Below are 12,681 nucleotides of genomic sequence, written 5' to 3' on the forward strand. Positions count from 1 at the left end.
TGTCCGGCATGTGTTCGAGTCCGCTTCGACACCGCTTCGGGGTTCCTTCGACCCTGCTTCGGGTCCGCTTCGACTGCTGTTCGAGTCCGCTTCGAGTGGGCTTCGACCCGGCTTCGAGTATTGTTCGGTCATTCTTCGGCGAGCCCCGAATGTCTGCCGAAGGAATATCGAACAAGGGTCGAAGGAACCCCGAAGCAGTCACGGAAAAGCCCCGGAACGGCCTGCATCCCTTCCCGAAGGGTTATCGGGCCGGTGTGGCTTCCACCCTACCTGAGCGGCAAGCTCCACCACAACGGCCTTGGTGGGCGATCTTAATTGCTACGCTAAAGTAACCAATAATGGCGTTTTATTTGGCTGTTAATGAGGTTTTAACATTTTTTAACATCAATAATCCACCGGCAGCTGACTCATAAAATCAGCAATCGGCGGATGGGTGATTTTGGTGAAGGGCATCCCGCTGTTCTGCACATGCACCATGCGCGACACCTTAAAATCCCGGTAATCTCCGCGGAGGTGGCACCAGCCAATCAGGTGCCAGCTAAAGGCATAGAAAATAAGTCCAACCGGCTCTACCCGGCGGTTGCTTTCCGAGCCATCTGCCTTGCAGTAGCGGATATCGAGTATGGTACGGGCAGTTACCGCTTCCTGCAGCGTGGCCAGGTGTTCATTGGCCTCGTTGAGCAACCGCTGGGGAAATTGGAATCCGGTACTGATGGTCAGGTATTCCAGCTTTTCCTTCTGCGAATCTCGCATAACGGCCTTCACCTTGCTGAGGGCACTTGAATAATGTTTCTGAATGGATTTATCGGCAAAGCCTGTCACCAGGTTCTCCATCAGGAGGAGGGCATTGGCCTCCTCCAGGCTAAAGGATACCGGCCGTAGGAAAAAGCCGTCCACGACAAAATAACCCTTATTCGGCTCAAACCCGACAGGTATCCCCTGCTCGTTGAGTGCCCGGATATCGCGGTACACCGTGCGGATACTGATGCCGAACCGTTCGGCAATCCGTTCTCCTGTCAAATATTTCTTTGACTGAAGGAGTGTCAGGATGCCGAATAAACGGTCGATTCGGTTCATGAGTTTAACTTAGCGATTCTTCACCTTCCCACGGGAAAACCAGGGGCTCTGGCGACCGGTTATCCCGCGCCTCCAAAAAACCGGGTTTCATACTGCCCGAAAATTTTCATGATGCGCGCATTCAAGTCGGCCTGCCCATGTTCCTGTGTGGTTTCCGCAAACCTGTTCAACGTGAACATGCTGTACTGGATGTTCTGCATTTCGAGGTTGGGTTTGGTTTCGGCAATTGCCGCATAATACCGAAGCTGCTCCTCGAGATAGTCCACGTTGCGTGTCACCAGCTCATTGGCTTTCTCGGTTTCACCGACGTCATACAGACTGCGCACGAAGAACGAATAGGCGTAGCTGTCCATGATGCGATAAAGGCGCTTGGGCATGTGTTCAAGGGCGTTGTTAAGCAGTTCCTTTGCCTCGTTGAGCTTGCCTTCGGCAACAAGCACTTCTGCCGGTGCCGAGTAGATATTGTTCAGGATGAGGCTGATCATCCGATACGACTCCGGATCAATATAAGGTGAATTCCCGATGTTCCCCCACACGTATTTATTCAGCACGTGGTCATGCAGTGCCTCGGCATTTACCAGCCCCTGCTGCGCCGTATTGTCGGCTACCTCAATGGGCATCAGCCGCAGCGCAAACCCCTCAGACACCAGGTATTTATCGAGTCCCATGAAATTATCCGCCGGTACTGTGGTGGCAAAATAAATGGGCCGTTTCCAGTTGTTGTTGGCCAGGATGTCCATCATGGCCAGTTCCGCACGCGATACGTAATTGCGGTTATATGTCCACTGCATCGTATCCACGATGCTATCCTGCCACCGCTCAGGCACCACGTTATTTTTGATGATATCATCCCGATTGACGGTCAGTTGCAGGTTTTTCGTGGGCAGGAAGTTTTCGCGTTCGCCGCTCTGAAGCTGGATTTTGTCGTTCGGGTTGTCCGAAAGCATCAGCGCCACAAGGCTTGCCACGTCTACGTATCCCGGTATACTCGCGTCTTGGTAATAGATGACATCACGCACGCCTTTTACATATTTTTCATCCGGAATGGTGATGGGCAGCGCCTCCGCCTCATTGACTTTCGCCTTCATCTGGCGCACATACCAGTCGGCACTGAGCAAGCTCAGGTTGACTACCCGCACATCGGGACGTACATTTTCTACTTCCTGCACATACCACAACGGATAGGTATCGTTATCCCCGTAGGTAAACAGGATGGCGTTGGGGGCACAGGATTCCAAGTAGTTCTTGGCGATGTCGCGGGCAAGGTATTTATGCGACCGGTCGTGATCATCCCATCCGTCCCTGGCCAGCAGCACCGGTCCGGCCAGCAGGGCGACCGCCGTGGCGGCAATAGCAGCTGTGCGGGCATTTAGTCTCTTTGTGAGCCATCCGCTGATGCCCGCTACTCCCAGGCCGATCCATATGGCGAAAGCATAGAACGATCCGGCATAGGCATAATCCCGTTCACGGGGCTGCAGCGGGCTCTGGTTCAGGTACAGCACGATAGCCAGCCCGGTAAAGAAAAACAACAGGCCTACGATGCCCGCATCTTTCTGCCGGTGCTTGAAATGCCAGAACGCACCGATTAGTCCCAGAATCAGGGGCAAAAAGTAAAATGTATTATTGGACGGATCGGTCTTCAGCGATTCAGGCAGTGCATCCTGACCGCCGACATGCCACTGATCGATGGGCTTAATGCCGCTGATCCAGTTGCCCGTGGTGAAATCGCCATGTCCCTGCTGGTCGTTCTGCCGTCCGGCAAAATTCCACAGGAAATAACGTCCATACATATGCCCTACCTGGTAATTGAAGAAAAAGCGGAGGTTATCGCCAAATGAAGGCTTTTCACTCTCGCCCAGGTTCAGGTAATTGCGGTAATACTGCGGATGGCCATCGCGTGTGCTGTATATCCGGGGGAAGATGGTTTCCCGGTCGTATACGTAATCAAAGCTCTGACCAGCCACTTCATAGCGTTCGGCACCCTTACGATAGGTATTACTGCCATAGGAGATATCAATGGGGCGCGAATCAAAATAAGGGCCCTTGAATTTCGGCTCGTCACCGTACTGCTCGCGGTTAAGGTAACCCAGAAATGAAAAAGCATTATCCGGATCACTGTTGTTCAGTGTCGGGTCGGCTTTCGCCCGGATGAGGATCATGGTAAAAGAGCTGTATCCGAAAACAATAAACGCAGCAGACAGCAGGATCACATTCAGCAGTGGCTTGGCCCGCTGGATGGAATGCCAGATACCATAGGCGAGCCCTCCGGCAACCAATACGGCAAATACGACGACGCCGGAGCCGAAGCTCAGTCCCAGTGTATTTACGAAGAACAGGTCGAAATATGCGGCAAACTTAATGAGGTACTGGATAATGCCCCACAGGATCAAGCCGAGTACGACACAGCCGATGAGCAGCGCGCGGATGGCCCCCTTTCCGGTGGCATTAGCTGTGCGGCGGAAATAAATCACTACCGCAATTGCCGGAATAGCCAGCAGGTTCAGCAAGTGCACACCAATGGAAAGCCCCATAATATAAGCAATGAAAATCAGCCACTTATCCGCACCGGGTTCATCGGCGTGGCGTTCCCATTTTAAAATGGCCCAAAATACAACCGCCGTACACAACGACGACATGGCATACACTTCCGACTCTACTGCTGAAAACCAGAATGTATCGGAAAATGTATATGCCAGTGCACCCACCGCACCAGCGCCCATGATCTGGATCAGGCTGCCCTGCGTGAGTTCAGACCCGGGTTTCCACAGTGCTTTGCGCGCAAGGGCGGTGATGCTCCAAAAGAGGAAGACAATCGTAAGGCCGCTGGTGATGGCCGATCCAATGTTCATCCAATAGGCAATCCGCTCGGGATTGCCGAAAGCCAGGTTTGAAAATACGTTCTGCAACATCAGGAACAGCGGCGCACCCGGCTGGTGGACGATTTGCATTTTATAGGCGGAGGCGATAAACTCACCCGTATCCCAGAAGCTGGTTGTCCGCTCTACCGTCAGCACGTATACGAGCGTGGCGATCAGCCCGCATGCCCATCCGATAATGTTGTTAATCCGAGTATAGCTCATAAATGTCGCGTATGGTTCTTGATTAAATTACGCCCCGAAAATAAGGAATAGTATGGTAATGCAAATATATTATTCGGATTTTAACACATTCGGCGGGTATAAGCACACCCGGGCCGGCCAGTGGCCAATCGGCAGGTTTTCGTTGTCCGTCATTACCGATACCGTTTACCGTCCCTGGCGAGTAGGGCATACCGGTTGTGGAAACTGCAGTCGCCTCTTTGTAAACCGTGCGTTGTGCTACACCAGAAATTAAGCGCGCTGTATAGCAAGCATAGCCGCTTGGGTCATCACAAGCTACGGATTCCCGGTAATGAATCCGTACAGACACCAAAAAACGGGACTTGAGGGATATGTTAGCTAGCTTTGCAACAGGCAATCTACGAGGGTATCAGCGCTTTCCAGCAAAAAGAAAAATATTTTTGCAATAATTATTCCATCACCCTATATTTGCAGTCCCGTTCGCAAGGGCGGTAAAACAGATCCGGATTGCCCGATAGTATAATGGTAGTACGACAGATTTTGGTTCTGTTTGTCTAGGTTCGAATCCTGGTCGGGCAACAAAAAAAATTACGGATTGCCGTTTGGCAATCCGTAATTTTTTAATGTAACTTTAACATCGGAATAATAATATCCCAATCCCACTGCTAACCCACAAAAAACAACTATTGCCATGCCTTTGCAATTCAATGAGGTAAAACTTTTCTCCGGTTCAGGTACTACGGAACTGGCTGAGCAAATCGCGCAGTCTTATGGAAAAAAACTCGGTGAAATGACCTTATCCCGTTTCAGCGACGGAGAAATCCAGCCTTTTTACAACGAATCCATACGCGGATGCGACGTATTCCTGATCCAGTCGACCAACCAGCCCTCTGAACGCCTCTTTGAGTTATTATTGATGATTGACGCGGCCAAACGGGCTTCTGCGCATTACATCACCGCAGTGGTTCCTTACTTCGGTTTCGCACGCCAGGACCGGAAAGACAAGCCCCGGGTTGCGATCGGCGCGAAAATGATTGCTAACCTGATTACCGCTGCCGGCGCCCACCGGATCATGACGATGGACCTCCATGCGGCACAGATCCAGGGTTTCTTTGATATCCCGGTGGACCACCTGGACGCTTCGGTAATTTTCGTACCCCACATCAAGTCGCTGAACCTGCCCAACCTGACCATCGCCTCGCCGGACATGGGTGGCTCTTATCGTGCACGTACTTTTGCCAAGTATTTCAATGCCGAGGTGGTCATCTGCGACAAGCAACGTAAACGCGCCAATGAAATTGAATCCATGTCGATTATCGGTGATGTAACCGGCCAGGACATTGTATTGATCGACGACATCTGCGACACAGCCGGCACACTGTCAAAAGCAGCTTCCCTGATTATGGAAAACGGGGCCACAAGTGTACGGGCCGTTTGTACACACCCGGTATTATCGGGCAAGGCTTATGAAACCATCGAAAATTCGGCATTGACCGAACTGATCGTTACGGATACCATTCCGTTGAAGCAGCAAAGCAGCAAAATCAAGGTACTTTCTACCGCCGAGCTGTTTGCCAACGCCATAAAGAATGTAAATGAACACGGCTCAATCAGTGATTTGTTTAAAGTTGATTAAATTAAACTCCAACTTTTTTCATACCTTTGCGGCCTCAATTTAATTTTATATCGTATAACAATGAAATCAATTGCTATTAGCGGTTCTCTAAGGGAGAACGTAGGGAAAAGAGATGCGAAAGAGCTGCGCTACCAGGGAAAAGTACCCGCGGTGCTTTATGGTGGCGAAAAACAGTACCACTTTGCCGTATCCGCAGCTGATTTGAAGCCGGCCATCTATACGCCGGATGTTCATTTCATCGACCTGGATATCGACGGTGACAAACACCGGGCTATCATCCAGGAAACACAGTTTCACCCATTAACTGATCAACTTCGCCACGTTGACTTTCTTTTGCTGAATGACAAGAAGGAAGTGTCTGTCAACATCCCGATCAAACTCACCGGCACATCACCGGGCGTGAAAATGGGGGGTAAACTGGTACAAAAACTGCGCAATCTTCGCGTAAAAGCATTGCCTAATGCCCTTCCGCAATACATCGAGGTTCCACTTGGCGCACTCGAGGTGGGCAAGTCCGTACGCGTGGAAGAAATCCAGCTTGAAAATGCTAAAGTACTGAATAATGGTGACGACACCATCGTATCGGTAATCATGTCGCGCGCATTGCGCCAGGCAGAGCAGGAAGCAGCCAAGGATAAAAAATAATCCAGTCCGGGGAAATACCCCGCTGCACCATACAAAAACACCGGCACGTAATGCCGGTGTTTTTTTTTCGTGATGCATCAAATTCAGTATGTTTGCGATCCCATGGCAACAAAATATTTAATCGTAGGGCTGGGTAATATTGGCCCTGAATATGCGGATACCCGCCACAACATTGGATTTATGGTCGCCGATGAGCTGGCGCGGCAGGCGAAAGTTACGTTTTCCACGCTGCGGCATGCCTACTATACCGAATACCGCCAGCGCGGGCACGGGGTGTATGTAATCAAACCAACGACCTACATGAACCTGAGTGGCAAGGCGGTGAATTACTGGATGCATGAATTGAAAATCCCCCTTGAGCATGTGCTGGTAATCGTTGACGAGCTGGCCCTCCCCTTCGGCAAGATCCGGCTGCGGGCCAAGGGCAGCAGCGCAGGGCATAACGGGTTAAAGAGCATCGAGGCCATGTGTGGCGGCCAGGGATATCCACGCCTGCGGTTTGGCATCGGCGATCATTTTCCGAAAGGACGGCAGGTGGATTATGTGCTGAGCGGATTTGACACCGATGAATTGCTGGAGCTGCCGGCCCTGATCGAGCGTTCTGTACAGGCCGCAAACAGCTTTATCGACATTGGTTTGGAACGGACGATGAATGTATTTAATACGTAAATCGGCTGACTACACCGTTTACTACTGAATAGCCACTTCAATTACGCCGTTTGCCCCCCTATCGCCATACGCTTCCTTAGCCGCATTGCCCTTTAATACGTTAATGGAAGTGATTTTATCGGTTGAGAGCGATCTGAATGCGGCAGCTGTGCTTTCCTTGCCATCGATGATGATCAGTGCGCCGTTGAAATCGGGCCGCTGTGATAACGATAGACGGTTGATTACGGTTGAGGCACCTAAGTCCGGAACCTCGCGTACGACAGAACTTTCTTTCTGATCATCGACAGCCCGCTGATAACTACGGAGTGCCGACTGATACCCACGAAGAGCTGATTGATAACCACGGAGCGCCGTCGATAGCCGGTCAGTATCTGCGTTGTTGGTCACCGTGTCCAATCGGTTTCCCCTGACGGTTATGTCAATGGCTGCCGTATCGGGTTTCATTTTAATAACAATCAATCCGTTTTCTGCCGCCTTACCATACAACGAAGTGGCCAGCCGCTCATCTTTCCAAACACTGATGCTGGCGATGTTGTCAGCCGCCATTTTCCGGAGGGAGTCGGTATCCTTCACAGGCATACCATCCACAATAACAAGCGGTGTGCGGGCAGAATCGGCTTTATTAAAAAAAATTGCCCTAACCGGTCCGCTACCACCCCTGCCGGGATGGCTTATGCCGGCAGTTTCCGACGGTTCAAGGGCAGCTGATGGAACCGGATTGTTTTCATCAGACTGATGGCGGGTCTCCATCGCATCCTTCTGATCGACCCGAATGTGGATCGTATCGGACCGCGGTGACGCCACCGGACCGGGTAATACGGGATTCCGGTTTCCGATCTCCTCAACTGCAGGTTCCCGCTGATATGCCCGCGAAACGCTAAACACCAGTACAAGCACCGCAATGACCGGCAGCGCAAAAATGTAATTCCCAAGCTGCAATGCGGATGATCGTTTTCTGTTCATCATGGCAATTCTCCTTTTTAGGCTTTTAAAATTAAAATGATTGGCAATTTCCGGCTGGTCGCCGGTATATTGGCTCACCTTTAACAGGTGGTACTGGTAGGTCTTTTTATCCACCCCCTGCCGCAGTACGTTACTGTCGGTGATGTATTCGAGGTTTTCATGAATGGCGCGCCGGATGAGCCATGCACCGGGATTGAACCAGCAAACGGTACGGCACAGCTCGGCCAGCAATACATCCAGGGTATGCAGCTCTTTTGCGTGAATCCGCTCGTGACTGAAAATCTCGGCCAGTTCGGGCTCGTCGTGCTGGTGTATGTTCAGGTAAATGTTCCGCCAGAATGTAAACGGTGCCACCGGATGAAATACCTGCCGATAACGAAACAGCCGCCAGACCGCAGGTTCTGAAGCGATGTGGAGCTTCCGCAGGCTGACGAGACGGACAAGCAGTCGCCAGCCAAAGTAAATAACACCCAGCCAGAATAGCGCGGTAAGGAGCGGCCACCAATTGAAGGCCCTGACCGGCATTTGCTGCCAATCGGAGATAAGATAAATTACCTTTGGAGCTGTATCCTGCCGGGCTACCAGCCAGCCGCTGATATCCACCAATGGGTATGCAGCAGAAAACAGCAACCCAAACAGCAGGTAAAACCGATTGAGGCGATAAAACGTGAGCCTGCGGAGCAACAGCCGGTACCCCAGGTAAAAGAATACCAACGAAAGGTTAGCTTTGAGCAGATGAATAACGAAATCGGGCATGGCTATTTGCTTTTTTCCTGATCAATCATGTTGATGATTTCCTTTAGCTCTTCGGTACTGATTTTTTTATCCCGGGCAAAAAAGCTCACCAGCTCCTTATAAGAATTCCTGAAATAATCGCTCACGAATCCGCTCATAAACATTTTCTTGTAGATCTCCTCCGTCAACAGTGGCTCATAACGGTACGCATTGGCGTACCTCACCGCCTTTACGTAGCCTTTGCGCTGCAGGTTTTTAATGGTTGACGCCAATGTAGTGTAAGGCACTTTTCCGTCGGGCATTTCATCAAGCAGCTCCTTGACAAAACCACCGTTGCAGCGCCAGATCAGCTGCATCGCTTCTTCTTCCTGTACAGTTAGCTTTTCCATAATATTACGTTATTGTCGTAAATATACGAAAAAATCGTAACATCCAAAAAAGTGAGCAACTTTTTTTCAGGCACACCTATTTTGCGCCAATCGCGTGGAAGCAGGGTGCAGTGCTGTGAAAATTTAAAGAGAACCGTTTAAATCGCTATTTAGTTACAAAAAATGGCAATAATATTACGTCGTTAACTTTTTTATTAGTGCAATTTCATTACATTTGCATCTCATCCAAAAAAAATTATGACAGAGACAGCTTCAATATCTATTGACGGTAAGACACATGAGTTTCCTGTGATCACAGGAACGGAAAATGAAAAGGCTATCGACATTTCAAAATTACGGGATCAGACAGGAGCAATTACATTGGATCCCGGGTTTAAGAATACCGGCGCGACAAAAAGCGCAGTCACTTTTTTGGATGGTGAAAAAGGTATTTTGCGTTACCGCGGTTATCCCATTGAACAGCTGGCGGAGCAATCAACATTTCTTGAAGTGGCTTACCTGCTGATCTACGGTGAATTGCCATCGGCAGCCGTCCTGGAGGAATTCCGCAGGAAAATTGACCGGCATACGCTGATCCATGAGGATATGAAGAAATTTTTTGACGGGTTTCCGTCGAAATCACACCCGATGGGCCAGCTTTCCTGCCTGGTTGGCGCGCTATCGGCTTTTTATCCGGAATCACTCGACCCGAACCCTACAGAAGAAGAAGAAGACCTGACAATCGTTAAGCTGCTGGCTAAAATGCCGACAATTGTGTCATGGATCTATAAAAAGTCGCTCGGACATCCGGTGATGTATCCGCGCAACGGACTGAATTTCGTGCATAATTTCCTGAACATGACCTTTGGCCAGATTACGGAAGATGTGGAAATTGAGCCGGAAGTGGTAAGTGCCATGCACAAGCTGCTGATCCTGCATGCCGATCACGAGCAAAACTGCTCTACCTCAACGGTACGTATCGTGGGTTCTTCCAATGCCAATCTGTACGCCTCCATATCTGCCGGTATCTCTGCCCTTTGGGGCCCGCTGCACGGCGGGGCCAATCAGGCGGTCATCGAAATGCTGGAGAACATCAAGAACGACGGTGGCGACAGTGCCAAATGGCTGGCCAAGGCAAAAGATAAAAACGATCCGTTCCGCCTGATGGGATTCGGGCACCGCGTATACAAAAACTTTGATCCACGGGCCAAAATCATCAAAAAGGCGTGTGATGATGTACTTGAACGCCTCGGCATCAACGATCCGGTACTGGATATTGCCAAGGAACTGGAAGAAGCAGCATTGAAGGACCAGTATTTTGTTGACCGCAAGCTCTATCCGAATGTGGATTTTTACTCCGGAATCATTTACCGGGCGCTGGGCTTCCCAACCGATATGTTCACGGTGCTGTTCGCCTTGGGCCGCCTGCCGGGATGGATTGCACAGTGGAAGGAAATGCGGGCGAACAAGGAGCCTATCGGCCGCCCGAGGCAGGTGTACACCGGCAGCGTAATCCGTGACTATGTATCGCTTGAAAAGCGTTAGTTGAAGCTAACCAGTTAACGGCATAAAAATATACAGCCGGCTCAAAATGGGCCGGCTGCGTTGTTTATAGTGGTTCGGTTTGCCGTGGCGGTGTGCCGGCGGGCGACTAAGCCCGCTGCAGTTCCATTAATCGGTTATATCGATCCGGTTAATCAGGCCATTGAATCCGAGTACCGATTCCGGTAGGTCTTGCAGGTTGATCAATGAATCTGTTCCGGGGACAAACGCATTAAACTCAAACCGTGCGGCGGATGTTGCCGGTATGTCAATAATCGCATACGCTTTCGTGGGCCCTTCATCGTGCCCCAATATCGGGCGCGGACCGCCGCCCAGGCAACCGGAGTTAAATAAAACCACGCCGTTTTTACGTGCAGGAAAGTAGGCATGCTGATGCCCGCTGATATAGATATCCACTCCATTTTCCTTAAAAAAGTCGAGCGTTCGATCGGCTTCCGCGATAACTTCACCCGGTTTGTTTTTGTCGGCTACTATCGCGTAAAGGGGCAAGTGTCCGAGCAGGATGCGTAATCTTGATTGCTTTGCAGTCCCGCTTTTCAGCTGGCCTTCCATCCAGTCAAGCATTTCAGGCGTGATGGTCTCCGAAGATGCATCCCAGCTGATAAAAAAAACATTGTTTTGCTTGTAACTGAAATAAAAGGGATAATGGGTGCGGTCGACAAAGGTGAGGTTGGTGGCTTCGATGTGCTGATTCCAGAATTGGCTTGCCGCAGCCCTATCTTTCTGGTAGCTTGGTGATGCGTCGTGGTTCCCTACCGTGAATCCGAAGGGAATCTTCAGGCTGTCAATCGGCTTCAGCACGGCTAGGTCAAAGCCTTCCCACATGGCCGTTAACTGCGCTTCCGTCAGGGACGCCTTTTGACCGGCTACCATATCGCCACCGCACAATATAATGTCGGGCTTAATTACCTTCACTTTGTTGATTACAGCAGCTACTTCATTGCTGTATGTTGTGGAACCATAGCTATCGTTCAAATCACTTATTACCATGATTTTTAATGGCTTATCCTGACTATGCTGCCTAAGGGGTAATCGATCATCCGACTGCCTGTAGCTGGGTTCTGCTGTAAATGCGCTGGCCGTAAAGAGCCAGCATAGCAGTAATGGCACAAATTTGAATCTCATATGGATTTTCTAATATAATGTTGTTTTTTACCTGCTATGGAAGGCTAAATACCCGGTGATCCGGAATCCCTATACTTCGCTTGCCAAGCCGTCCCAAAAACGGCCGGGCACGCAGGCTCATCTTTTCGCCGCCCGGCAGAAAGCATCTAAATTAGGATTCATCCGGTGGAATTGGAAATTAATGCGGCATTTTCTACCTAAATAACATGTTCACACCGTTTTAGAATGATTCAAAATAATCTATCAATCTACTATATATTATCCGTTCAAATCCTTATGTTTGCACGAATTATTCGCATGTAAAATAAATTGGCTTTTTACATCACATATATCGTTATCGGCTTAGCCCTATTTGGGTTTATCGCATTGTTTGCGTTAGCGGCCGTATATGCGGAACGTAAAATTGCCGGCTTTGTCCAGGACCGCCTGGGCCCGATGGAAACGGGCAGGTATGGCAGCCTGCAGACCCTTGCGGATATTCTCAAATTGATCCAAAAGGAATTTATCACACCTGCAGCGGCTGATAAGGTACTGTTTATCGCCGCTCCGGTGATCATTTTCATGGCGGTGTTCTTTGGGTTTATTGCAATGCCCTGGGCACCGGGATGGGTTCCTGCAGCACTGAATATCGGCTTGTTTTATGTGCTGGCCGTCGTTTCGGTTGATGCCATTGGTATTCTGATGGCCGGATGGGGCTCCAATAATAAGTTTTCACTACTGGGATCACTCCGGGCGGTGGCGCAGATCGTATCGTATGAAATCCCCGCCGGCCTCGCACTGATTGCAGCTGTAATGATTGCCCAGACACTCAACATGCAGGAAATGGTAGCCAACCAGGGGA

Annotated in this window: 11 protein-coding genes and 1 tRNA gene; 7 read left to right on the forward strand and 5 right to left on the reverse strand. The window is 50.2% G+C overall.

Translation table 11 applies throughout. The features are described from left to right. Window positions 1-274 (forward strand): hypothetical protein (locus ABWO75_RS11735; protein ID WP_353185759.1); only part of this gene is annotated, 274 nt, incomplete at its 5' end. A gap of 110 nt (window positions 275-384) precedes the next feature. On the opposite strand, the gene ABWO75_RS11740 is transcribed toward ABWO75_RS11735, so the two are convergent. Both ABWO75_RS11740 and ABWO75_RS11745 read right to left on the reverse strand, forming a co-directional pair. Beyond that, window positions 385-1,077, reverse strand: a complete 693-nt coding sequence (locus ABWO75_RS11740) for a helix-turn-helix transcriptional regulator (RefSeq protein ID WP_353185761.1) — start codon at window positions 1,075-1,077, stop codon at window positions 385-387. Between the two features lie 59 nt (window positions 1,078-1,136). Beyond that, a complete protein-coding gene (locus ABWO75_RS11745; RefSeq protein ID WP_353185763.1) occupies window positions 1,137-4,157 on the reverse strand; it encodes a glycosyltransferase family 117 protein in 3,021 nt (1,006 codons plus the stop codon). Window positions 4,158-4,644: 487 nt separating this feature from the next. On the opposite strand from ABWO75_RS11745, the gene ABWO75_RS11750 reads away from it, so the two are divergent. The 4 genes from ABWO75_RS11750 (at window position 4,645) to pth (ending at window position 7,086) form a co-directional block, all read left to right on the forward strand. Continuing rightward, window positions 4,645-4,715: transfer RNA gene (locus ABWO75_RS11750), tRNA-Gln, on the forward strand. A gap of 112 nt (window positions 4,716-4,827) precedes the next feature. Continuing rightward, complete coding sequence (locus ABWO75_RS11755) at window positions 4,828-5,772, forward strand: ribose-phosphate pyrophosphokinase (RefSeq protein WP_257658010.1); 945 nt, start codon at window positions 4,828-4,830, stop codon at window positions 5,770-5,772. 60 nt (window positions 5,773-5,832) lie between these two features. Continuing rightward, complete coding sequence (locus ABWO75_RS11760; protein ID WP_353185765.1) at window positions 5,833-6,417, forward strand: 50S ribosomal protein L25/general stress protein Ctc; 585 nt, start codon at window positions 5,833-5,835, stop codon at window positions 6,415-6,417. A 102-nt stretch (window positions 6,418-6,519) separates the two neighbouring features. Next, a complete protein-coding gene (gene pth / locus ABWO75_RS11765; protein ID WP_257658008.1) occupies window positions 6,520-7,086 on the forward strand; it encodes an aminoacyl-tRNA hydrolase in 567 nt (188 codons plus the stop codon). Between the two features lie 21 nt (window positions 7,087-7,107). Here the strand turns inward: pth and ABWO75_RS11770 are convergent, their stop codons facing one another. Next, complete coding sequence (locus ABWO75_RS11770; RefSeq protein WP_353185767.1) at window positions 7,108-8,805, reverse strand: M56 family metallopeptidase; 1,698 nt, start codon at window positions 8,803-8,805, stop codon at window positions 7,108-7,110. 2 nt (window positions 8,806-8,807) lie between these two features. Beyond that, entirely contained in the window at window positions 8,808-9,173 is a 366-nt protein-coding gene (locus ABWO75_RS11775) for a BlaI/MecI/CopY family transcriptional regulator (protein ID WP_353185769.1), read from the reverse strand. A 237-nt stretch (window positions 9,174-9,410) separates the two neighbouring features. Here ABWO75_RS11775 and ABWO75_RS11780 point away from each other — a divergent pair, with 237 nt between their 5' ends. Further along, window positions 9,411-10,697 (forward strand): citrate synthase, encoded by a 1,287-nt coding sequence (locus ABWO75_RS11780; protein WP_353185771.1) that lies wholly within the window; start codon window positions 9,411-9,413, stop codon window positions 10,695-10,697. 126 nt (window positions 10,698-10,823) lie between these two features. Here ABWO75_RS11780 and ABWO75_RS11785 read toward each other — a convergent pair whose 3' ends face one another. After that, on the reverse strand, window positions 10,824-11,840 hold the full coding sequence (locus ABWO75_RS11785; RefSeq protein ID WP_353185773.1) for a metallophosphoesterase family protein: 1,017 nt from the start codon (window positions 11,838-11,840) through the stop codon (window positions 10,824-10,826). Window positions 11,841-12,149: 309 nt separating this feature from the next. Between ABWO75_RS11785 and ABWO75_RS11790 the strand changes: the two genes are divergently transcribed. Further along, window positions 12,150-12,681 (forward strand): complex I subunit 1/NuoH family protein (locus tag ABWO75_RS11790; protein ID WP_353185775.1); only part of this gene is annotated, 532 nt, incomplete at its 3' end.

It is taken from the genome of Parapedobacter lycopersici (assembly GCF_040395035.1).
GTDB classification, from domain to species: domain Bacteria; phylum Bacteroidota; class Bacteroidia; order Sphingobacteriales; family Sphingobacteriaceae; genus Parapedobacter; species Parapedobacter lycopersici_A.